27 protein-coding genes, 1 other RNA gene and 2 riboswitches are annotated in these 19,991 nt (G+C 40.2%); of the genes, 23 read left to right on the top strand and 5 right to left on the bottom strand.

Annotated elements, in window-relative coordinates; genetic code table 11:
* The first annotated feature begins 2 nt into the window (after positions 1 to 2).
* Both ACTWQL_RS07175 and ACTWQL_RS07170 read left to right on the top strand, forming a co-directional pair.
* On the top strand, positions 3 to 1,499 hold the full coding sequence (locus tag ACTWQL_RS07175) for a hypothetical protein (RefSeq protein ID WP_443141768.1): 1,497 nt from the start codon (positions 3 to 5) through the stop codon (positions 1,497 to 1,499).
* 10 nt (positions 1,500 to 1,509) lie between these two features.
* Positions 1,510 to 3,048, top strand: coding sequence for a hypothetical protein (locus ACTWQL_RS07170; protein ID WP_443141767.1), 1,539 nt, complete (start codon positions 1,510 to 1,512; stop codon positions 3,046 to 3,048).
* Positions 3,049 to 3,073: 25 nt separating this feature from the next.
* On the opposite strand, the gene ACTWQL_RS07165 is transcribed toward ACTWQL_RS07170, so the two are convergent.
* Positions 3,074 to 3,334: a DNA alkylation repair protein gene (locus ACTWQL_RS07165; RefSeq protein ID WP_443141766.1), complete on the bottom strand. Its 261-nt coding sequence runs from the start codon at positions 3,332 to 3,334 to the stop codon at positions 3,074 to 3,076.
* A gap of 98 nt (positions 3,335 to 3,432) precedes the next feature.
* Here ACTWQL_RS07165 and ACTWQL_RS07160 point away from each other — a divergent pair, with 98 nt between their 5' ends.
* The 8 genes from ACTWQL_RS07160 (at position 3,433) to ACTWQL_RS07125 (ending at position 8,249) form a co-directional block, all read left to right on the top strand.
* Entirely contained in the window at positions 3,433 to 3,564 is a 132-nt protein-coding gene (locus ACTWQL_RS07160; RefSeq protein ID WP_443141765.1) for a hypothetical protein, read from the top strand.
* A gap of 66 nt (positions 3,565 to 3,630) precedes the next feature.
* A riboswitch (cyclic di-GMP riboswitch) is annotated at positions 3,631 to 3,715 on the top strand.
* A 23-nt stretch (positions 3,716 to 3,738) separates the two neighbouring features.
* Positions 3,739 to 3,900 (top strand): DNA-binding anti-repressor SinI, encoded by a 162-nt coding sequence (gene sinI, locus ACTWQL_RS07155; RefSeq protein WP_443141764.1) that lies wholly within the window; start codon positions 3,739 to 3,741, stop codon positions 3,898 to 3,900.
* Between the two features lie 359 nt (positions 3,901 to 4,259).
* Positions 4,260 to 4,958, top strand: a complete 699-nt coding sequence (locus tag ACTWQL_RS07150) for a SipW-dependent-type signal peptide-containing protein (RefSeq protein WP_443141763.1) — start codon at positions 4,260 to 4,262, stop codon at positions 4,956 to 4,958.
* Between the two features lie 5 nt (positions 4,959 to 4,963).
* Positions 4,964 to 5,539 carry a signal peptidase I SipW gene (gene sipW / locus ACTWQL_RS07145; RefSeq protein WP_443141762.1) on the top strand — a complete coding sequence of 192 codons (576 nt, stop codon included), beginning with the start codon at positions 4,964 to 4,966 and terminating at the stop codon, positions 5,537 to 5,539.
* A 78-nt stretch (positions 5,540 to 5,617) separates the two neighbouring features.
* Entirely contained in the window at positions 5,618 to 6,211 is a 594-nt protein-coding gene (locus ACTWQL_RS07140) for a TasA family protein (RefSeq protein WP_443141761.1), read from the top strand.
* 111 nt (positions 6,212 to 6,322) lie between these two features.
* On the top strand, positions 6,323 to 7,027 hold the full coding sequence (locus ACTWQL_RS07135) for a TasA family protein (protein WP_443141760.1): 705 nt from the start codon (positions 6,323 to 6,325) through the stop codon (positions 7,025 to 7,027).
* Between the two features lie 7 nt (positions 7,028 to 7,034).
* Positions 7,035 to 7,640 (top strand): class D sortase, encoded by a 606-nt coding sequence (locus tag ACTWQL_RS07130; protein WP_443141759.1) that lies wholly within the window; start codon positions 7,035 to 7,037, stop codon positions 7,638 to 7,640.
* Between the two features lie 300 nt (positions 7,641 to 7,940).
* Positions 7,941 to 8,249 (top strand): helix-turn-helix domain-containing protein, encoded by a 309-nt coding sequence (locus ACTWQL_RS07125; RefSeq protein ID WP_443141758.1) that lies wholly within the window; start codon positions 7,941 to 7,943, stop codon positions 8,247 to 8,249.
* Positions 8,250 to 8,283: 34 nt separating this feature from the next.
* On the opposite strand, the gene ACTWQL_RS07120 is transcribed toward ACTWQL_RS07125, so the two are convergent.
* Entirely contained in the window at positions 8,284 to 8,616 is a 333-nt protein-coding gene (locus tag ACTWQL_RS07120; protein WP_443141757.1) for a helix-turn-helix domain-containing protein, read from the bottom strand.
* Between the two features lie 87 nt (positions 8,617 to 8,703).
* Positions 8,704 to 8,847 (bottom strand): anti-repressor SinI family protein, encoded by a 144-nt coding sequence (locus tag ACTWQL_RS07115; RefSeq protein WP_443141756.1) that lies wholly within the window; start codon positions 8,845 to 8,847, stop codon positions 8,704 to 8,706.
* Between the two features lie 31 nt (positions 8,848 to 8,878).
* Positions 8,879 to 8,965: riboswitch (cyclic di-GMP riboswitch) on the bottom strand.
* Between the two features lie 278 nt (positions 8,966 to 9,243).
* Between ACTWQL_RS07115 and ssrS the strand changes: the two genes are divergently transcribed.
* The 6 genes from ssrS to ACTWQL_RS07085 all read left to right on the top strand — a co-directional run bounded on the left by ssrS (position 9,244) and on the right by ACTWQL_RS07085 (position 13,469).
* A non-coding RNA gene (gene ssrS / locus ACTWQL_RS07110) (6S RNA) lies at positions 9,244 to 9,428 on the top strand.
* Positions 9,429 to 9,534: 106 nt separating this feature from the next.
* Positions 9,535 to 10,410 (top strand): 5'-3' exonuclease, encoded by an 876-nt coding sequence (locus ACTWQL_RS07105; RefSeq protein WP_443141755.1) that lies wholly within the window; start codon positions 9,535 to 9,537, stop codon positions 10,408 to 10,410.
* A gap of 192 nt (positions 10,411 to 10,602) precedes the next feature.
* Entirely contained in the window at positions 10,603 to 11,508 is a 906-nt protein-coding gene (locus ACTWQL_RS07100; protein WP_443141754.1) for a hypothetical protein, read from the top strand.
* Positions 11,509 to 11,510: 2 nt separating this feature from the next.
* The gene (locus ACTWQL_RS07095; protein ID WP_443141753.1) at positions 11,511 to 11,813 is read left to right on the top strand and encodes a hypothetical protein; all 303 of its coding nucleotides are present in this window, start codon (positions 11,511 to 11,513) and stop codon (positions 11,811 to 11,813) included.
* On the top strand, positions 11,759 to 12,481 hold the full coding sequence (locus tag ACTWQL_RS07090) for a hypothetical protein (RefSeq protein ID WP_443141752.1): 723 nt from the start codon (positions 11,759 to 11,761) through the stop codon (positions 12,479 to 12,481). The genes ACTWQL_RS07095 and ACTWQL_RS07090 overlap by 55 nt, the downstream gene beginning before the upstream one ends.
* A 109-nt stretch (positions 12,482 to 12,590) precedes the next feature.
* Positions 12,591 to 13,469 carry an NAD(P)-dependent oxidoreductase gene (locus ACTWQL_RS07085; protein WP_443141751.1) on the top strand — a complete coding sequence of 293 codons (879 nt, stop codon included), beginning with the start codon at positions 12,591 to 12,593 and terminating at the stop codon, positions 13,467 to 13,469.
* A 133-nt stretch (positions 13,470 to 13,602) separates the two neighbouring features.
* On the opposite strand, the gene ACTWQL_RS07080 is transcribed toward ACTWQL_RS07085, so the two are convergent.
* A complete protein-coding gene (locus tag ACTWQL_RS07080) occupies positions 13,603 to 14,001 on the bottom strand; it encodes a reverse transcriptase-like protein (RefSeq protein ID WP_443141750.1) in 399 nt (132 codons plus the stop codon).
* Between the two features lie 142 nt (positions 14,002 to 14,143).
* Here ACTWQL_RS07080 and ACTWQL_RS07075 point away from each other — a divergent pair, with 142 nt between their 5' ends.
* From ACTWQL_RS07075 to ACTWQL_RS07060, 4 genes are all read left to right on the top strand, one after another.
* Entirely contained in the window at positions 14,144 to 14,680 is a 537-nt protein-coding gene (locus tag ACTWQL_RS07075) for a type 1 glutamine amidotransferase domain-containing protein (protein ID WP_443141749.1), read from the top strand.
* Positions 14,681 to 14,898: 218 nt separating this feature from the next.
* The gene (locus ACTWQL_RS07070; protein ID WP_261133634.1) at positions 14,899 to 15,093 is read left to right on the top strand and encodes a zinc-finger domain-containing protein; all 195 of its coding nucleotides are present in this window, start codon (positions 14,899 to 14,901) and stop codon (positions 15,091 to 15,093) included.
* A gap of 89 nt (positions 15,094 to 15,182) precedes the next feature.
* Entirely contained in the window at positions 15,183 to 15,494 is a 312-nt protein-coding gene (locus ACTWQL_RS07065; RefSeq protein WP_443141748.1) for a DUF6123 family protein, read from the top strand.
* Between the two features lie 127 nt (positions 15,495 to 15,621).
* The gene (locus ACTWQL_RS07060; RefSeq protein WP_443141747.1) at positions 15,622 to 16,266 is read left to right on the top strand and encodes an HD domain-containing protein; all 645 of its coding nucleotides are present in this window, start codon (positions 15,622 to 15,624) and stop codon (positions 16,264 to 16,266) included.
* A gap of 70 nt (positions 16,267 to 16,336) precedes the next feature.
* Here ACTWQL_RS07060 and ACTWQL_RS07055 read toward each other — a convergent pair whose 3' ends face one another.
* Positions 16,337 to 16,657: a 2Fe-2S iron-sulfur cluster-binding protein gene (locus tag ACTWQL_RS07055; protein ID WP_443141746.1), complete on the bottom strand. Its 321-nt coding sequence runs from the start codon at positions 16,655 to 16,657 to the stop codon at positions 16,337 to 16,339.
* Positions 16,658 to 16,760: 103 nt separating this feature from the next.
* Here ACTWQL_RS07055 and ACTWQL_RS07050 point away from each other — a divergent pair, with 103 nt between their 5' ends.
* The 3 genes from ACTWQL_RS07050 to ACTWQL_RS07040 all read left to right on the top strand — a co-directional run bounded on the left by ACTWQL_RS07050 (position 16,761) and on the right by ACTWQL_RS07040 (position 19,922).
* Entirely contained in the window at positions 16,761 to 17,180 is a 420-nt protein-coding gene (locus ACTWQL_RS07050; protein WP_443141745.1) for a VOC family protein, read from the top strand.
* Between the two features lie 48 nt (positions 17,181 to 17,228).
* Complete coding sequence (locus ACTWQL_RS07045; RefSeq protein WP_443141744.1) at positions 17,229 to 18,092, top strand: CvfB family protein; 864 nt, start codon at positions 17,229 to 17,231, stop codon at positions 18,090 to 18,092.
* Between the two features lie 141 nt (positions 18,093 to 18,233).
* Positions 18,234 to 19,922: a formate--tetrahydrofolate ligase gene (locus tag ACTWQL_RS07040; RefSeq protein WP_443141743.1), complete on the top strand. Its 1,689-nt coding sequence runs from the start codon at positions 18,234 to 18,236 to the stop codon at positions 19,920 to 19,922.
* Positions 19,923 to 19,991 lie beyond the last annotated feature (69 nt).

Genomic DNA, 19,991 nt, shown 5'->3' with positions numbered 1-19,991 from the left:
ATATGAAAAAGAAAAGGCTGATAAAGATCATTCCCATTGTTCTGGTCATGGTAGCTTTTTTCGTAATAAGTGAAAAATACCAGGAGCGGGAAAGAACAGCATTTTCTGTTGATGAAGAAAAGTTCAGGGTCGCAGAATCAGAGGCTGATTTACGAAAACAGTTGAGATTTGAAGTGGATATGCCCGATTATGGCTTTCAGCAACGTGTGGAAGAATTCAATCTGGACACCCAAGTTGATAATGTCAATGTGCCGATCATGGAAAAAAGACGTGATTTCCGAATCCACTCGGTATTCAACCAGCATTTAGGATTGCTGATCACGTATAGTTTCAATCTGTTGCCGGGTGATGAGGAACCCAATGATGTACCTTACTTGCTCCTAGAGCGGTTAACCTATTTTGCTAAGGACAAAAAGCCTTTGGAAATTCCCGTCCAGAATCCGATCGAACTCCATGCTTCTAATTGGAGGAATGATGGGATTGTATATGGGAACCGCCTCTACCGGAGAGTATTCATCGAACCCGACTATCAAAAATTACAGGATTCCTCTAGCTGGTCACTGGAAAATGATTGGACGTCATGGGCAGGCGCAATTGATAAGATACAAAAAGTGGAACTTAAAGACAGCCATTTCGTAAAGAATAACAAACGGGAAGACAAACCGATTTACATAGAAGATATTATGTTGAAAAGCAATTTTGTTGGTGAAAACACCGTGCTTGAGTCAAGAGATCTTGAAGAAACACTTCAACTGAATGAAACAGTTTCGATCCAATTTAACAGATTGGAGACATTGTTGTACTCCCAAAGGTTTTACATAAATATCAACTCAGAAGATGATACAAGCTTGAGGACTCTGATCTATGAACTCAATGGCCGTCCCGACACAGCGTTAATCGAAAAAGATAAAAATGGAAATCAATTTTTGACGTTACCGATCTTCGAAGAAAACATGAGGGACCGTTTCGAATTTAAAGTATTGTCCGCTGAGATCCCTTCAGAAGAAGAATTGACTTTTAAAATTACAAAAGAAGAACTCGCCGCCTATCGTCAAAGAGATGTCGATACCATTCATAATATCAACCGCAAGCTAGGGGTAGTAAACGGAACCCAGTTTACTCTGCATACCCTCAGACCAAGCGGAAGTGGACCTGACAGCACGACGATCGGCTTTGAATTGAAGAAGACCAACCCGGCGAATTCTCGCAGCTCATTCATTACCGACTATACAAGTATAGCGGAGGAAATGGAGAGTTATTCAGAAGAAGAGAGGGATCGCCTCGAAGGACATCCTTTCATACAATTGACAGATCAAGATGGTAATACAATCCGAATTGATGATCAATATGGTCATGGTGTGGAAGACAATGTACATATCCAATACTTCGGCATAGAAAAAGAAACATTCAAACAGGTAGATGAATTCAATGTACGAATATGGAATATCTCGAAGTACCTTAATACGGATGAAAAAGAACTCATTATAGAGTTTAATTAAGGGGGAAAAGATGAAAGTGAAAAATAAATTTATCAAGATTGTACCTGTCGTACTGATTGTCCTGGCATTCCTGTTCATAACCGACATGTTCAAGGAAAAGGAGCGGACCTCGTTTGCGGTAGATGAAGAAGTGTTCAATGTGGCAAAGACAAAAAGCGAACTGAGTGAAAAGTTGAACCAATCCGTACGAAGTTATGATCCACAGCAACTTCAACTGATTGAAGAATATGATCTTATGACGGAAATAAAGGATATAGAGGTAGATATCTTAGAAGAAAGGCGAACTTTCAAAATCCACTCGGTCTGGAACGAAGACATGCGTCTCTTGGTTACCTACAGCCTCGACTTATCTCCTTTTGATGATAAACCGGAAGAGATTCCATATTTGTCACTTGACCGCCTTCAGTATTATGCTGATGGGCAAGCACCGTTTGAAATTGCGGTTGGAAACAGAGATCATCCTGGAGGGTCATATTTACCTAATGACGGTGTTGTCTATAAAAATCGGATTTATCGCCGTTTATGGATTGAGCCTGAATTTAATGAAAAAGTGTTCCAGGATTTTTCTGAATGGCTGGGTGCGGAACAAAAGCATACTTATAATACAGAGGCCGTTGAAAAAATAAATAAAATCGGATTTGGCGATATCGGATTGATCCAAAAGAGGGAAGATGATTCTGAAAAATCGATTGCTATGGAAGATCTGTCATTTGATTATCCTTTTAAAAGCTGGAACCCGATTTTAGAGAAGAAACCGATCAATAAAACCGTCAAGCTAGCTGATGATATAGAGATCATCTTTACCGACCTTGAAATGCGGCTGAATTTCAGTCAGCTGAATGTTGAGATTGATTCACCATACGAGATCAACAGATTGAATTATAGCTATAACGGGAACCAAGACTTCGCACCGATCCAAACAAAACCCGACGGACAGCAATTCTTAGGTCTGCCGCATTATCAGAGTCTTAACTTTGTAAATACTGAAGAGCTCAACCTGAAAGTTCTCGGCGCAACCTTAAGTACCAATGAAGAATTGTCACATACACTCACGAGTGAAGATTTACAGCGATTCCTGGAGTACGATAAAAAAGGAAAAGAAAGCGTGGAAATTAATCGTAAAATAGGTACGGCCAATGGTATCGAGTTCAACCTTACCAAAATGGAAAAAGATCAAATCGGACCTGGAGCGAATGATTTCAATTATGGTTTCGTCTTATCTATAAAAGCTGATAAAGAATTGCAAGGCCTCCATTTCGCAAACTATACCGAATACCAAAAACGATTAGAAGAAATGCCGGATTTAGCTCAATATAGAATTGGTGAAGCCTTTTACGAATTGACGGATCAGGATGACAAACCGATTTTATCGCAACAGGGATACTCACAAGGGGTACATTCTGATGGTGAAATATACGAACAACAGCAATTTTTCGGTATGAAAAAAGAAGATTTTGACCGCCTTGAAGAAATGAAGATACGGTTATTCCAGATCCCAAAGCATATCGAATTTGATGCCAATGAACTGACTGTCGAATTGAACGAATAAAAGCACCTTTTACGGGTGCTTTTTTCTACGATAAAAAAGGGTTTTGGGACGAACTGGCGCGTGCTTTGAATGTTTCTTCGTTTTCGATCAACCCGCATGCAGCGCATTGTATACGATATTGTGACCCTTTGTAAGGCATATGGAACATCTCAAGGTCATCGTTTGAATACTCCTCAACGACTTCACCCGATTGCGGATCCAGCTTCACGCCTTTAGGAATCTGTTCAATCACATTAAAGCGGGTTCGATTTGTTTTACAGCCCGGACATAAATAAGGTCCACTCATAACGAACACCTCCTATACCTTAGATTGACCAAAAATAGAAGAATTATGAATTACAATTGGTCCATACTAATAAAAACAAATGTCAGGAGGATCGAACGATGGGCAAACAGAAAAAAGGTAATGCCAATGCACAACGCAACAACAACGCAAAAGAAATGGAACAACGCTCAAAAGTAGCAAAAATGCCAAGCTACGCGGAGAACGAAGTGAAGAAGATGGAGAGTGAATGATATTCTCTGAAAAATACTGTTTTATTAGGGCAAAAGACGTACTATAATAAGACTAAATAACACGATTTTGTCGTGGGAGACAATGAAACGTATTTCGTATGTGGGCACTTTGAAATACGTGGAGTCACTAGTGCAACCGACCCGATCTATTTATAGATGGGGTTATTTGTGTGTATGGAACTTAAAGTCATGTTGAAAGAACATTGTGATCCAGGAGATGAAAGAGGCGGAAGAAGGCTGAATGATGACCGAATCGAAACAACGGACAAAGAATGGGTTACACTTATCCTCGAAGCCAAAAGGCTCGGACTCACGAAAGCGGAAGTAGAGGTATAGTTGAAAACTACAAATACAAAGAAGCTCGAAACAATAACTAAATTAACTCGTTAATCCCGATGAAAGAGAATCGGGATTTTTTATTTCTAATTGTTCTTCTAAAAGAACAGTAAAAACAATTCTATATAGCAATGGAGTCATATTAATTTATTTGCGTTCTTTAGAAAGAAATTTTAAAAATAACGAAATAGTATGAAATACAGAGTAAAACGGAGGAAACAGACTAAAAGGTTCTTCAAAACGAACAAAACAGCTCTATTTACTGGTTTTATTGTTCGTTATATAGGTATATACTCCGAGTATAAGATGTTCTTAAAAAAGAACAAAACATCAACCTATTAGAAAAGTAGGTGAAAGGATTGTTAGAGCTACCAAGTCGTAAAAGAAGAACCAGGAGTTCAATCAAAAAGAAAAAATACAGATTGTTTGTAAATTTTACACTAACGCTTTTTATTTTCTTCCTATTTGGTTTTACAGTTCAAAGCACGTATTCATATTTCAGTGATACCAGTAAGGTGAGCGGGTCAATAACTGCAGCAACAGATTTTTGTGCGGATAAGGCTTATAAAAAATCTCATAAAGACCTGTGCAAGGATAATGCTGGAATCGGAAACGGTCCAGAAGATGGGGATGAAGACACTGGGGATAAAACAGATCCAGATAATCCGGGTCATAACAAGGATGACTGTGATGATCATACTAGTGCCCCATGTTCAGGTAAAGATGAAGATAAGAAAACAGACAAATCTGATGATTCTAGTACCGAGGAACAAGCAGATACTGATGTGAAAGATAATGCAGGAGATGAATCTGATAAAGCTGATTCTTCTGAAGAGAACAGCAATGAAAATGGAAATGATGCTGATGATTCAGAAGAAGATGAAAATAATGAAGACCAAGAGACTCCGCCACCAGATGAAACTCAGGGTTCTGATTCAGATCAAGTAAAATCCACAAATAACACATCTGATACTGGTGAGGCAACAAAAATAGATGAAATAAATGATGAAGAAGTTGTAGATCAATCTAGTGAAAATAAAAATGATTCAACGGAGTGAAGCAAATGAAAACAGCTTTAAAATGGATAAGCAATATCACGTCCTGGATGTTATTTGCAATATTCATTGTCATGATCTTTATGGTTGTAAGTTCAAAAGCATCCGGTGGAGAACCAAACTTCTTTGGTTACCAACTTAAGTCAGTATTGTCAGGCTCAATGGAACCAACATTTGATACCGGATCTGTTATCGCCATTGATCCCTCAATTAATAAAGAAGGTTTAAAGAAAGATGACATCATTACCTTTAAAGAAGATGCAGAGACATTGATCACCCACAGGATAATAGAAGTTAAAAAAACAGAGAATCATGTACAGTACATCACAAAGGGAGATAACAATGATGGTGCAGATTTAGAACCTGTTCTTTCAAAAAATGTTGTAGGTAAATATAATGGCTTCAACATTCCTTTTCTTGGATACTTTATGAACTTTGCAAATTCGAAATTAGGTACAGCAATTCTCTTGATCGTTCCAGGGGCTCTAATGATCATCTATTCAGCTTACTCAATCTGGAAAGCTATTCGAGAAATAGAGGTACCGAAGAAAAAAGAAGAATCCAGCACTACAACAAGCAATTAAAACATGTTGAATCTCCGCTTTAGCGGATTCAAAATAAAAATTTTACATACCCAAATGGGTGAAGGAGGAAAAAGAAAGATGAGTATTAAAAAGAAATTAGGTTTGGGCGTAGCGTCAGCGGCACTGGGTTTAGCTTTAGTTGGTGGAGGGACTTACGCGTACTTTAGTGATGAAGCTGTAACAAACAATACTTTTGCAGCAGGTACTTTAGATTTATCAGTTGATCCTACAACAATTATTGATGTAGATAACCTTAAACCAGGTGATACTATGCTTCGACAATTTGATCTTGTAAATGGTGGTTCGTTAAATATTAAGGATGTTGTAGTTAATACTGATTATTCTGTAAACGATACTAACGGAAACAATGTTGATGATCTTGGCGAACATATTCGAGTTAACTTTATGTTGAACGTAGATAAACTTGATGTTCCAATCTACTCAACCACATTAGCTGATTTAAAAGCAATGTCTCCAGAAGCAGTTGCAGATTCGTTTGAATGGCTAGGAGATGCATGGGGTACAAATGGATTAGTCGCTGGTACAAGGGATGCTTTATATGTTCAATTCGAATTTGTTGATAATGGTGCAGACCAAAATGAATTCCAAGGAGATTCCTTAGATCTTGAATGGACTTTTGTCGCTAGCCAAACAGAAGGTGAATCAAGATAATATTTTCACAAAACTAATGGGAAGGTGGGATTATCCCGCCTTCCTATTCTAATATCTACAATTATTGAAACTCCTTTTATTTAAAAAACTTACATTTGAGGAGTCAACAATATGAAACTTATAAAAAGTTTATTAATTAAACTAGCTGTCATATATAGTGCAATAATGCTAGTGAATGTTTTTTACCAACCAGTCACGAATACTGGTGCTGATGAAAGTTCACCGGTGTTAGACATCAGCACTTCACCAGCAAGTTATTTGTTTGATGTGAAGAACTTAAAACCTGGGGATTGGGCAGAACGAAAATTAATTGTGAAAAATGACGGGAACATTGATTTCAACTACAAGACACTAGCAAACTATAAAGAAGGTTCTAAAAAACTTTATGAGCAGTTAGAAATAAAAGTTCAAGATCAAACAGGCAATATTTTGTTTCAAGATAAATTGAGTAAATTTGATTCTTTAGCTGAACGTGAGTTAGCGCATCATAATAATGAAGAGTTTGTGGTTACAGTCACATTTCCACCTGAATCTGGTAATGAATATCAAGGATTATCTACAGCATTTGATTTAGTTTTTACTGCGGAAGGGAACAAAGAATCTGCTCCTCCTAAAGATCCAAAGGTCGGAGAGACTCCAAACAATGGCGAGACTCCAGGTGAAGAGACTCCAACTAATAGTGGAGGTTTACCACAAACAGGTGAATCAAATCCAATTTGGTATTACTTATCAGGAATTATGTTAGCTGGACTCGGTGTGGGTATTATGAGAAAACGTTTGACGAGTGATCGTCCTCGTATTCGAATAAGAAGGTGAATTATTCATGAGATTGCTATTAGGGTTATTCATCTTTTTAATTGGTGTGGGGACGGCTTTTTTTCCTTATTTAAAATCACAATACAGTATTCATCAACAAGAACAACTTCTTTCAGAGTGGAATCTAAATGACTCAACCACTGCTGAACAGAGTTTCACTGCTTTATCCAAGGTGTATGCATCAGATGATGAAAGTACAGAAGCTCCATCTTCTGGTGAATTGGTTGGTACGATTGAAATTCCTAGTATCGATGCTAAATTGCCAGTCCTTGAAGGAGCTACTTTATCCAATTTAAAGAAGGGGGCAGGACATTTAGAAGGGACATCTTTTTTAGGTCAATCGGGAAATTCAGCCATCGCTGCACATCGAAGTTACACGTACGGTAAAGATTTCAACCGTCTGAACGAAGTAGAGTTAGATGATGAGATCATAATAAAAACAAAAGATGAAACATACACTTATACCGTATATCACACCACAAGAGTCCTTCCAGATGATACTTCCGTTCTAGAATCTGATCCTTCGGAAAACATCGTTACCCTCATTACCTGTGATCCGATCAAAGATCCTACCCACCGATTGATTGTTCAAGCAAAGCTTAAAAATCCATAAGAAAAGGGGATTTACCCATGATTCGTAGGCTGAATGGTGATTATATTTCTTACATTAATAACAGAAAAATCTGTCTTACTTATAACCATGAGGATATAGGTGAAATTTCGATCAATAATCAATTTATAGGAAAGTGTCCCTATTCCTACACGAAATCTGCTATCGAGTCATTAGAAATGAAAAATAGACACTCAAAAATTTTTATTCAAGATGATGAAATACTATTTGGAGAATTAAAAGTAGGAACATTGATAGATATGAAAATTTAAAGATGAACCGTTAGAGGGTGTGATCCAAGCCATGTTATGGAGCAAAATAAAAGAAGCAAGGTTAGAGCAGCATATCTCAGTAATTGATCTTGCACAACGTGTACAAGTTACCCAAGCTTACATATTGAATTTAGAAAATGGAAAGATTCAAAACCCTTCATTTTTCAACATGATCAGAATAGCGAAAGAACTTGATTTGAATCTTTATGAAATGGAAGAGTTTTTAATCGATCCGGAATGGGTTAAGCTGATGAAAGAAGCGAGAGCGTTAGGTTTATCAAGCAGTGAAGTCCGGAACTTCATCTATCAACAGAAATATATGAATCTAGGAGCAAAATAAAAAGCACTGCAAAACAGTAAGATGTTTGCGGTGCTTAATTATTGTCCTGTTGTTTTTTCCATTTGTTATATTCTAAGAAACTTTTGAATTCTTCTTTTGATACTCCTGATTCCATGGCTTCCTGTACTAGTTTCATCCATCCCTGGTCCAGATCGTCAGACTCAACATCAACAGAATCATGCAATAGACTGTCGAGTGGAATATTCAATACATTAGAGACTTTTTCTAGGAATTGAATAGAAGGATTTGTTTGTAGATTCCGTTCGATAGAGCTTAAGTAGGATTTAGCGACTCCGGCTCTCTCAGCTAATTCGGATAATGACATCCTTTTTTGGTTTCTGTAATGTTTAAGACGATCCCCAATCATTTTTGAACTCCTTCAGGTCGATTTCTTTGGTATATTTAATTCAATTATACCATAAATCATCTGAAAAAATAGACTATGTATGTCTGTTTATGCCTTTTGCTCCAAGGATTTTATTGGAAAATTACGAATAAAATCCCTTATTTCATTCTTCGTCATTCCAACTTGTTTTGCGACCTTCATGAGTTCAATCCATTCAACATCCAATTTTTCACGATCTTGTAGCTTCCCCACTCATACATTCCCCCTAAAAAGTATACTGCCTCTCGGTAGCCCAGCCGTCATAGTAAATGAATACCTTAGATCTGTGACTTTGCGTCCCCGCCTTTCGGAGGGTTTGCCTTTTTACAGGAGAGTTATGTTCAAATAATACTTCTATCATAGATGTAATGTAATACAAAGGTTGTAAGAATATGGTGAAAAAAAGTTCTAATTTTGTCAAATCCGAAGAAAAATATGACAAAATACCCTTTTTAAGATAAATTAAACTAGTTCGATGTAATAGGAGAGTGAAAAATACATATTAATTAAGCGATATGTCACGGACAAAAAACGATATAGTTTAATCACACAATGAACATATACATTATATGAGACAACTTTACAAAAAAACCATTCCTCGATATAATTAAGTTCCTGCATTGTTGGTGACACGTTTATGTCTTAAACCGATGCCATGACAAAGGGAACCTTAAATCTCAATCTAGACGTCATGCCGCAACTTCGGAAGCGGAAGACGAACGGATTGATGCGGGTACCCACCTGCTAATGTGGGTTTATGAGTCATGAAGTGTCACGGCAAGTGCGGGATTACATAACTGAAAAAAGCTGGCTCCAAGAGTTTATCATACTCAAGGAGTCAGCTTTCTTATTTTGTGCTACAATTATAGAAGGATTTTAACGGGAAAAGGGGATAAAAAAATGGATAACCGCTTCATGATCATCGATGGTTTCAATTTGTTGAGTCGGTGTTATTTTGCAACCAGTTACGGTCGAGAGGACCATGAACTGACCAAAAACAGCGCAGGGCTCTATACGAACGCACTCCGTGTAAAAGTGCAGAAGCTTTTGAACTTGATCGAAATGTACAATCCTTCGCACCTGGCGATCGCATGGGATGTGAAGCGTGAGGAAACGCTTCGCCGGCAACGTTTTCCAGATTATAAGGATACGCGTAATGAGCTGCCTGAGCCTTTGATCCAACAATACAACACGATTACCGAGTTGTTCGATATCGTAGGGGTAACGCAGTTGACGATCAGTCCGTATGAGGCGGATGACATCATCGGTACGTTATCACGCCGTTGGTCAGACGAAATGGACGGGGAATGCTTCATTTACAGTAATGATCGTGATTTGCTTCAATTGTTAACCAATAAAGTGTCACAAATCATTGCGAAGAAAAAAGAAGAGAATGCCTACACGCTCAAACATTTTTCCGATGAATATGGGATCACACCTGCTCAATGGATTGATGTAAAGGCGTTGCTAGGGGATAAAAGCGACAACATTCCTGGTGTCCACGGTGTCGGAGAGAAGGCCGCTTTGCCGATGATCCAGCAATATGGAACTGTAGAAGCGATCTATGAGGAGGAGGAACTTGATCCGATCTTCAAGCGTTATTTGAAAAAGATTGCAGCAGGTCGTGAGATGGCTTTCTTGAGTAAAGAACTGGTCACCATCGATACAGAGATTCCGATTCTGAAAGAAACACCATGGGATGGGTTCTCATTAAGGCTTGATCGGGAAAAGCTGCGGGAAGAAGTGGAGCGATTGGAACTGCGTGTCAGAATGTAGAAATATGAAGAGCTGCCTTTAACATCAATCGATGTTGAGGACAGCTCTTTTTTAATACTTCCTTCAAGACAAGAGCAACTAGGTTCTACTTGAAAAAGTGACCTCACTTTAACGGTTTCGCCATCATTATATATTGTGATTACAGGATACTGATGTTTCTGTCCAATTTCGGAAAAGTTTGGTGGCTTTAAAATGATAGTTTGTACTTCAGTCTGTTCCAATCACCTGGCACGAACAAAAGTGTTAGCGATGTCTCTTAAAAGACATATTCCGAATAGCAAAATGATTGTTTGTCTCGTAGAAAAAGATCCCCCGCCGCAAATTAAGAACGATCCCTCTTTTGATGAAGTCATTTTAGCGAAGGATCTGGGAATCGACGTTGAAAAAGTGATATTGAGATACGCTCAATTCGAGGCAACCTGTGCAGTAAAAGCGCAATTACTTATATACGCATTGCAACAATACACTGACGAGGATTGTTTCATTTACTTGGATTCTGATGTGAAGCTCCTCTCGTCATTCCCTGAAGTGGAAGAGGCTTTTAGGAACAATTTGATCATATTCACTCCACACTTCATAGAACCTCCCGAAATCACGCATACAATTTTCGAAGAGAACGCGGAAGTCGAGGTTTTGAAAATCGGCGTCATCAACGGTGGATTCATAGGTTTGAAACGATCTGCAGTAACTGATCGTTTCCTTGACTGGTGGAATGAACGTCTGAAATATTACGCATCCATTGATCCCAAATCTGGATTCCATACGGACCAGAAGTGGTTGACCGCAGCGGTAAGTTTATTTGATGGAATTAAAATTCTTAAACATCCAGCGTATAATATTGCTTTCTGGAATCTACAACAACGGCAGATATCTTCGGACGGTGTCTCATATTTCGCTAATGGTGAACCTTTTCGTTTCTTTCATTTTTCACATCTGGATGAGCTTTCTGAGCAGATCGATGAAACAAATGTCATGTATCCGATCCTGGAAGAATATCTTCTGGAACTTGAGGAGAATAGCAAGCTTTACCCGCAAGACTGCCAATGGAGCTACAGTAAAAATAATACAAAAGTTAGAAACAAAAGAAGAGGGCGTTGAACATGTTGTTTTTTACCATTGTTTGTGCCAATCATCTCGCACTTGCGTCCTTACTTAGAGAAACAATCAAACGGCATATGCCTGAAAATAAATTTGTTGTTTGTATCCTTGAAAAAGAGATGCCCCACAATATCGAGCCATTCGGCAGATTTGATGATGTAATCCTAGCAAATGACATAGGATTTAAGAATTTCAATCAGACGATTTTCAAATATACCCAATATGAAGCTTCAGGTGCTTGTAAAGGCAATTGTTCCGTCATTTGCTTCAAGCTTATCCATTGGAAGAAAACTTCGTACTTTTAGACGCAGATACACAGGTGTTCAGTCCGTTCTCCGAGGTGGAGGATGCATTGAAAACCCATTCTGTTGTCATCACCCCTCACATCATCCAGCCTCCAGAAAATTTGAAATCAATGGGCTTGGAACAGTCATTCCTTCAATCTGGAATATTCAATACAGGCTTTTTGGCGATAAAAAGATCAAAAACAGCAAATGCATTTGTAGATTGGTGGACAGAACGCCTTGAACATTTCAGTTACACTGACCCACCGCGCGGCCTTTATAATGAACAAAGATGGATCGATCTTGTGCCGGTCTATTTTGATCACGTCTTTCAATTGAAACATCCAGGATATAACGTTGCGAAATGGAACTTTTTTGAACGGAGGCTTACAGAACAAAACGGAAAATATTTTGTCAATGGCTTTCCTCTCCGGTTTTTCCATTTCTCTGGATTCATCAATACAACTACAAATTCAAAAGGCCATGGAATTATCAGGAACTATAAAACACTTCTGAAGGACAAAGGACATGGTGTTCAATGCAAGGAAAAATGGAGTTATGACTATTTTGATGATCTAAGACCTATAAAAGAGCAGGTGCGGACCATTTATAAAACCAACCCTATGGCGCGCGCAGAAATAATTGATCCGTTCAAGGAAAGTAAACGGACTTTTAACAGATATAAATAATAATCTTTATAACTACATGGAGATGGTAATCTCTTCTAAAGGAAATATGGAATAATTGAAGAACTCCTTTTATGATAGGGGTTTTATTTTTTGTGAAATGGAGGTAATCATGGATATAAAAGAAGCGACAATCGGATTTGTTGGAACGGGTGTAATGGGACAAAGCATGGCGAAAAATTTGATGGATGCTGGTTATTCCGTCCTTCTTCATACGCGGACTAAATCAAAGTCAGAAACACTCCTTGAGGCAGGAGGGATTTGGAAAGAGTCTGTAGCTGAACTTGCTTCAGAATCGAACATCATCATTACGATGGTCGGGTATCCTCATGATGTTGAAGAAGTCTATTTTGGTGAAAACGGAATACTCGAAAATGCCAGGACTTATACCTATGTCATTGATATGACGACATCGAGCCCGGCACTTGCGAAAGAAATTTATGAAGAAGCATTGACGAGAAAAATTTTCGCACTGGATGCTCCGGTTTCAGGAGGGGACATTGGTGCGAGGAACGGAAAACTGGCCATCATGGTTGGCGGTGATCCGGAAGTTTTTGAGGCGGTCAACCCGATTTTTGAAGTGATGGGGGAGAACATCATCCTCCAAGGGAAAGCCGGAGCAGGTCAGCATACGAAAATGTGTAACCAGATCGCGATTGCGACGAACATGATCGGTGTTTGTGAAGCAATTGTTTATGCGGAAAAAGCCGGGCTTGATCCCTCGAAAGTGCTTGAAAGCATCACGACTGGTGCGGCAGGAAGCTGGTCGTTGAGTAATCTGGCACCTCGGATGATTGCAGAAGACGATCAACCCGGGTTTTACATTAAACATTTCATCAAAGACATGAGTATAGCATTAGAGTCGGCGACAGAAATGGGAATGACGACCCCGGGCCTTGAATTATCGCTTTCCCTTTATAAATCATTAGCTGAAAGAGGAGAAGAAAATTGCGGGACCCAAGCGTTGATCAAGTGGTTCCAATCCCAATAAGATAGTAGTAGAGGCGAAAGGGCGATGGTTATTGTAGTAAAATCGTACCAAGGTGCACGATTGAGTACCAAGTTGCACCATTGACCAACAAACTTGCACTACCAACCGCCAGAGTAGCTACCTGAAAAGAAAGCTAAATAGGTTTATTCAACTGAATCGCAGCACGTGCAAGCTTGTCTGCATTTTTGTTCTGTGAGCTTGGTATCCATTTGATGAAAAAGAGGTCTAGTTCATCTTTCAAATGAAGAATCTGTTGCAACAGTGGTTGATACAGATTCTTTTTCACATATTCCTTATCGACGGCCTGCTCGACTAGCTGGGAATCCGTCCTGAAGGAAACGATTTTATATTGTTTATCAATACAGATTTTTAGCGCGTGGATGACCGCATGGTATTCTGCTTCATGGTTTGTCATTGTTCCTAGTGGAATCGAATAGGATTCTGGTCCGTCTGGCAGTCCTTTAATAAAAATACCTGCACCAGAGGGACCTGGATTCCCTGAACTTGCGCCATCTACATAAACATCTATCATAGAAATCCCCTTTTAACTTTTAATGCTAACGTTTATATTATCACAGAAATCGGGTAATGGTACTACCATACCCATCCGTGCATGGATTACGGCCTTCAAGAAAGGTCGATCAACGAATGTTGTAAAAAAGGAGGTTCACATGATGAGACTGTCGAATAAGCGTATATTGGCTTTTGTAGAAGACGACTTCGAAGACCTTGAACTGTGGTATCCGGTGTTGAGGCTTCGAGAAGAAGGCGCGACGGTGCACATCGTCGGGAAAGAAGAAAACAAATCGTACAAAGGGAAATATGGTGTTCCGGCAGTTGCGGATTACAGCTATGATGACGTGAACTTTTATGAATATGATGGGGTTCTTGTCCCTGGCGGTTGGGCACCCGATAAATTACGGCGTGATGAAAAAGTATTGGAAATCGTGCAGTATATGGATAACCAGAAGCAGGTGATCGGTCAGATCTGCCATGCTGGATGGGTTCTGATTTCCGCAGGTATATTGAATAATAAAGTGGTGACAAGTACCCCTGGAATCAAGGATGATATGAGGAACGCAGGTGCTGAGTGGCGTGATGAATCCGTTACGGTGGATGGTCATCTCGTTTCAAGCCGAAGGCCGCCTGATCTTCCGGATTACTTGCGGGAACTGATTTCAGTCTTAGAAAAAGGAAGCAGCCAAGACTAACCACTCCATCGCGGGTGGTTTTCTTTTGGTATAGAAAGAGCAGTGGTATCAATAAAATAATACAAGAAACGGAATACTTATAGTTGAGGATCGATTTCTAATTGAGATATCGGTGCAACCTCCAGAAATAACGGTGCTAACTTATTATTTATCGGTTGAAACTTCAAAAATAACGGTGCAAGCCTAAAATTCATCATTAAAATGCAGGAGTGAGACGAGTGGAACGAAGGGTTGTGACAGAGGAAATTGAATGGACGTTGAACACATTTTGCCGGGATTGCTTTGTGCGGGATGCGTTCAAGAAAGATTATGGGAAAAACTATGCCCAGAGCTTTTGCAATCGGGACTGCAGTGTCGGCCAGCGGCTACAGGCTCTTGGAGAATCATTGATGTCGAAAAGTGTAGAAAAATAACGAAATTCTGATAATTTTGGCTCCCAATCCTCTTTTTTATGTTAATATAAAAATACCAATTTTATAAAAAGGGGTAGGGCTTAGGGTATATGCATATTGATTCGACAGGTAATTATATCGAGTTTTTAAGCAGCAAAGGCATCCATTTGACTGAAAATCATATTGCATTCATTTATTTTGGGAAAAAGTACACGGATTCGGATGAGGAAGTTGTCAATGTAGCGATTGAAACGACCTTAAAGGTCCAAGTCAAGTTTGAAGGAAGTTATTACATCGCTTTATTGGAGACTATGAAACAAGCCGGTGTTGAAAATTATTTCGAGGCGAAACGATTTGTCCGAAAAAATCGGATCGTTCCGAAAACGTTACATAAAGAAAAGCAGCCGCAAAACAGCATCTAACTGAATGCTGTTTTTTTCCATGCATTTGAAGAAAGTATAAATTGCTTTCTTCAATTTAAGTGTAACTTAGCTCAGCTAGCGCCTATGTTTTGGCTGAGCCTAGTTTTCTTTAAGGAGAGAATGAATAATGGAACAAATTCGAGTGAATATCGAAAAATTAGTAAAAGAAAAATTGAAGGATGATCATACGGGTCATGACTGGGGCCATATCGAGAGAGTCCGTTCGTTAGCCTTACATATTGGAAAAAATGAAGGTGCTGACTTGATGGTCTGTGAACTTGCTGTGCTGCTTCATGATCTGATTGACGACAAGCTTGTGGAAGATGAAGACGAGGCTTTAAAGGAAGTAACCCGTGTTTTACAGGATGAAGGTTTACAAGAAGCGGTGATCAATCACATTGTGGAAATCATAACCACGATGTCGTTTAGCAAGAGTCCGGAAAAGGGAATGCGGACACTGGAGGGGAAAGTTGTTCAGGATGCAGATCGTCTGGATGCCTTAGGTGCAATCGGGATAGCCCGGACGTTCATGTTTGCAGGAGCGAAAGGCGAAGCGATGTATAAGTCTGAACTTCCACCAAGAACAGAACCGTTGACTAAAGAAGTATACAGACACGGTGAAAGCACGGCAATCAATCATTTTTATGAAAAATTGTTCAAGTTGAAAAGCTTGATGAACACGCAAACAGGAGTAAAACTCGCAGAGAAACGCCATCGCTTTATGGAAGGCTTTATAGAGCAGTTTTTAGCCGAGTGGGAAGGGCTAAAGTGATCGTTCATTATCGCGACAATTACAATAAAAAAGGACTTCATCGTTGTTGAAGTCCTTTCACTCCATTCCTTTATTCAGCTGGTCTTGGTCCTGCGTCCATGTCAGAGTTGTCCTCGGTCATGATCGGGCGCACGGTTGCGTCATCGTTCACACGGAACTGGCAGGATAACCGGAATCCTTCTTGCAGCCCTTTACGGCTAAAGGCTTCTTTTTCAATGTCTGTCAATTCACCGAAATCGCCGGCTTCCACTTCCACTCGGCAAGTCGTGCATTTCGCTTTACCGCCGCAACGGTGGAGGATGTTGATTCCATTGTCCTCAAGTGCTAATACGAGTTTTTTACCTTCTTCTACTTCAAATGTTCCATGGTCTGGCACTGTAATCTTTGGCATGATCTTCCTCCTTAGAGATGAATTACCTAATAGTATACTATACTGTTGCCTTTTACACGAAAACTTAAACCGGACTTGATTTTGAAAGGAGTGGTCCCAGCTTATGAAGAAAACCCATGACCATATTGGTATAGCTGTCCGAGATATAGATGAAGCACTCAACTTTTATGTAAAAATACTCGGAGGCGAGGTGGAGCATCGTTATACTAGTGAAGCTCCTGGTGTGGAGGTTCATGTTGCGGCTGTCAGAGTTGATGGAGAACTGATCGAGCTGCTTCAGCCCACTTCGAACACTTCTCCGGTTGCTCGTTTTATGAGGCAAAAAGGAAAAGGTGTCCACCATGTGGCTTATCGTGTCGATGATCTTGACAAGGCAATTGAAGAAGCTGAACAGCAGGGAATCCGATTCCTCAAAGACACTTATCGAACAAACCAATTGGGACGTCGGTTGATTTATTTGAATCCGATTTCCACCGAGGGTACAATCGTGGAATTTTGTGATTATCCGGATCAATCATTCTGATATAATGGGAAAGAATAATGACAAAGATCGTAAAGGAAGTTGTTAATAATGAATACAGTAGAAGCTGGAAATATCGTCAATCTGATTGTCGATCGTAAAACGGAATTAGGGTATGTGCTGACGAATGCAAAACGGGAAGAGGTCTTTTTGCATCGATCTGAAACGGAAAATGATTTGGAAAATGATGAACGTGTGAAGGTATTCCTTTACCACGATCACAAAGGACGTCTTGCAGCAACGACAACGATGCCATTCATCGATATGAACAGTATTGCATGGTTGGAAGTCGTTGGGGTTAAGCATAGTTTAGGTGTTTTCATGAATATCGGCATCAAAAAGGATGTATTGCTTTCAAAGGATGACTTGCCGACAGAACGCTCCTTATGGCCACAAGAAGGAGACAAATTATATTGCGGACTGCGAACAGATAAAAAGGGACGATTATTCGCTGACCTGGCAACAAATGAAGAAATCGAAACATTATCACAGACAGCTCCAGAAACACTTCGCAACCACTATTTGACGGGGCATATCTATCGATTCAATGAACAAGGGGCGATGATTTTTACGGATGACCGCTACTTAGCTTTCCTCCATCAGGATGAAGCGGATACGAAGCTTCGTCTCGGTCAGCGCTTGCAAGTACGAGTGACATTCGTACGTGAAGATGGGAGGCTGAATGCGTCTCTCAAAGCGCCAAAGGAAATTGCTTATGAAGAAGATTCCCAGCGCTTGATTGATTATTTGGAGGAGAACGGTGGATTCATGCCGTTTCATGACAAATCAGCTCCGGAGGACATTAAACACGTATTCGGACTGTCAAAAGCGGCTTTCAAAAGGGCTATGGGTAAGCTGCTGAAAGAAGGGAAAGTGAAGCAAACATCCGAAGGGACAGAACTTATACAGAAATAGGAAATATTCCCTTCATTTTATATGAAAGTGCTTTCATTTTTCGAAGAGTATTGTTATCGTATTATATGGGCGGCGTAATTGAAGGTACGTTGCAAATAAATAAAAGAGTAAAGTGTACTTAGATGATGGAGGGATTGGCACGTGGTCGAAAACACAAAAGTGAAAACAGACATTGAAATTGCCCAAGAGGCAAAGCTTTTACCTATAAAAGAAATTGCTGAACAATTGAACCTATCAGAAGAAGAGTGGGAACCCTACGGACGTTACAAGGCGAAAATTTCTTTGGATGTAATGGATCGCTTGAAGGATACAGCTGAAGGGAAGGTCGTCCTTGTTACATCAATCAATCCGACGCCAGCAGGTGAAGGAAAATCAACGGTTACGGTTGGACTTGGCCAGGCGCTCAATAAAATCGGCAAAAAAGCGTTGATTGCGTTACGCGAACCATCTTTAGGACCGAGTATGGGGATTAAAGGCGGTGCAGCTGGCGGCGGTTATTCACAAGTAATGCCGATGGAAGAGATCAATCTCCATTTCACTGGCGATCTGCACGCAATCACCACAGCAAATAACGCATTATCCGCATTGATCGATAATCATATCCATCAGGGAAATGAGCTGAACATCGATACGCGCAGGATCGTTTGGAAGCGTGTCGTTGATATGAACGACCGTTCACTTCGTAATGTTGTCGTCGGTCTTGGCGGTCCGGTTCAAGGTGTTCCGCGGGAAGATGGTTTCGATATCACGGTTGCTTCTGAAATCATGGCGATTTTCTGTTTGGCTCAGAACGTCAAGGATCTTAAGCAACGTCTTTCTAAAATGGTTGTCGCGTATGATACGAACAAACAGCCTGTCACTGTCAAAGATCTCGGTGTTGAAGGTGCGCTTGCACTTCTTTTAAAAGATGCGATTAAGCCGAACCTTGTACAGACTTTGGAAAATACGCCAGCTTTGATCCATGGTGGACCTTTTGCGAACATCGCGCACGGTTGTAACAGTGTCATCGCCACAAAAATGGCATCAAAACTAGGTGACTATGTCGTGACAGAGTCTGGATTCGGTGCCGATCTTGGAGCCGAGAAGTTCCTTGATATCAAAGCACGGTACGGAGAAATCGATCCGAATCTCGTCGTCGTTGTAGCAACTGTCCGTGCCTTGAAGATGCATGGTGGAGTTCCTAAAGATCAACTGGGTGAAGAAAACCTTGATGCCCTTGCAAAAGGAATGGTGAACCTAGAGAAACATCTTGAAACAGTCAAAGCGTTCGGTTTACCGTTCGTTGTGGCGCTTAACCATTTTGTGAAAGATACGGATCGTGAAGTCGAATACGTGAAAGAATGGTGTGCGAAAAACGGCGTAGAGGTAGCAGTTGCTAAAGTATGGGCTGATGGCGGCCAGGGTGGAGAAGAGCTTGCTCATAAAGTCGTCGATATGATCGAATCAGCAGAAAATAATTACAAGCCACTCTACACGCTAGAACTTCCTATTGAGGAAAAAATTGAAACGATCGCACGTATTGTATATGGAGCGGATGGTGTGGATTTTTCACCGAAAGCGAAGAAACAGCTGAAAGAATTCGCTGACCATGGTTGGGATAATCTTCCTGTATGCATGGCGAAGACCCAGTATTCATTGTCTGATGATCCAACCCTGCTTGGACGTCCCAAAGGCTTCAGAATCCAGATCCGGGAGCTGCGTGCTTCAATCGGTGCAGGATTTGTCGTTGCATTGACTGGAAACGTGATGACGATGCCTGGATTACCGAAGAAACCTGCAGCATTGAACATGGATGTTAATGAGGATGGTCAAGCTGTCGGACTTTTCTAAGTCGGTAAATTATAAACTGCGAATTTCCGACGCACAGGACGTGTTAGTGCTGCCGTTGTCACAGGACGT

Origin of the sequence: Pseudalkalibacillus sp. R45, from assembly GCF_052246725.1 — a bacterium.
In the GTDB taxonomy this organism is placed as follows: domain Bacteria; phylum Bacillota; class Bacilli; order Bacillales; family Fictibacillaceae; genus Pseudalkalibacillus.
Note: the sequence above shows the minus strand (reverse complement) of the source record. Positions and strands in the feature narration are given on the sequence as shown.

What these genes read in the sequence shown, in the direction of transcription:
- ACTWQL_RS07170 (WP_443141767.1), top strand. Translation starts at nt 1,510, where the DNA reads ATGAAAGTGAAAAATAAATTTATCAAGATTGTACCTGTCGTACTGATT.
- ACTWQL_RS07100 (WP_443141754.1), top strand. Translation starts at nt 10,603, where the DNA reads ATGATAGTTTGTACTTCAGTCTGTTCCAATCACCTGGCACGAACAAAA.
- ACTWQL_RS07135 (WP_443141760.1), top strand. Translation starts at nt 6,323, where the DNA reads ATGAAACTTATAAAAAGTTTATTAATTAAACTAGCTGTCATATATAGT.
- ACTWQL_RS07165 (WP_443141766.1), bottom strand. Translation starts at nt 3,334, where the DNA reads ATGAGTGGACCTTATTTATGTCCGGGCTGTAAAACAAATCGAACCCGC.
- ACTWQL_RS07065 (WP_443141748.1), top strand. Translation starts at nt 15,183, where the DNA reads ATGCATATTGATTCGACAGGTAATTATATCGAGTTTTTAAGCAGCAAA.
- ACTWQL_RS07050 (WP_443141745.1), top strand. Translation starts at nt 16,761, where the DNA reads ATGAAGAAAACCCATGACCATATTGGTATAGCTGTCCGAGATATAGAT.
- ACTWQL_RS07055 (WP_443141746.1), bottom strand. Translation starts at nt 16,657, where the DNA reads ATGCCAAAGATTACAGTGCCAGACCATGGAACATTTGAAGTAGAAGAA.
- ACTWQL_RS07095 (WP_443141753.1), top strand. Translation starts at nt 11,511, where the DNA reads ATGTTGTTTTTTACCATTGTTTGTGCCAATCATCTCGCACTTGCGTCC.
- sinI (WP_443141764.1), top strand. Translation starts at nt 3,739, where the DNA reads ATGGAACTTAAAGTCATGTTGAAAGAACATTGTGATCCAGGAGATGAA.
- ACTWQL_RS07060 (WP_443141747.1), top strand. Translation starts at nt 15,622, where the DNA reads ATGGAACAAATTCGAGTGAATATCGAAAAATTAGTAAAAGAAAAATTG.
- ACTWQL_RS07105 (WP_443141755.1), top strand. Translation starts at nt 9,535, where the DNA reads ATGGATAACCGCTTCATGATCATCGATGGTTTCAATTTGTTGAGTCGG.
- ACTWQL_RS07130 (WP_443141759.1), top strand. Translation starts at nt 7,035, where the DNA reads ATGAGATTGCTATTAGGGTTATTCATCTTTTTAATTGGTGTGGGGACG.
- ACTWQL_RS07120 (WP_443141757.1), bottom strand. Translation starts at nt 8,616, where the DNA reads ATGATTGGGGATCGTCTTAAACATTACAGAAACCAAAAAAGGATGTCA.
- ACTWQL_RS07080 (WP_443141750.1), bottom strand. Translation starts at nt 14,001, where the DNA reads ATGATAGATGTTTATGTAGATGGCGCAAGTTCAGGGAATCCAGGTCCC.
- ACTWQL_RS07160 (WP_443141765.1), top strand. Translation starts at nt 3,433, where the DNA reads ATGGGCAAACAGAAAAAAGGTAATGCCAATGCACAACGCAACAACAAC.
- ACTWQL_RS07140 (WP_443141761.1), top strand. Translation starts at nt 5,618, where the DNA reads ATGAGTATTAAAAAGAAATTAGGTTTGGGCGTAGCGTCAGCGGCACTG.
- ACTWQL_RS07125 (WP_443141758.1), top strand. Translation starts at nt 7,941, where the DNA reads ATGTTATGGAGCAAAATAAAAGAAGCAAGGTTAGAGCAGCATATCTCA.
- ACTWQL_RS07175 (WP_443141768.1), top strand. Translation starts at nt 3, where the DNA reads ATGAAAAAGAAAAGGCTGATAAAGATCATTCCCATTGTTCTGGTCATG.
- ACTWQL_RS07075 (WP_443141749.1), top strand. Translation starts at nt 14,144, where the DNA reads ATGAGACTGTCGAATAAGCGTATATTGGCTTTTGTAGAAGACGACTTC.
- ACTWQL_RS07085 (WP_443141751.1), top strand. Translation starts at nt 12,591, where the DNA reads ATGGATATAAAAGAAGCGACAATCGGATTTGTTGGAACGGGTGTAATG.
- ACTWQL_RS07045 (WP_443141744.1), top strand. Translation starts at nt 17,229, where the DNA reads ATGAATACAGTAGAAGCTGGAAATATCGTCAATCTGATTGTCGATCGT.
- sipW (WP_443141762.1), top strand. Translation starts at nt 4,964, where the DNA reads ATGAAAACAGCTTTAAAATGGATAAGCAATATCACGTCCTGGATGTTA.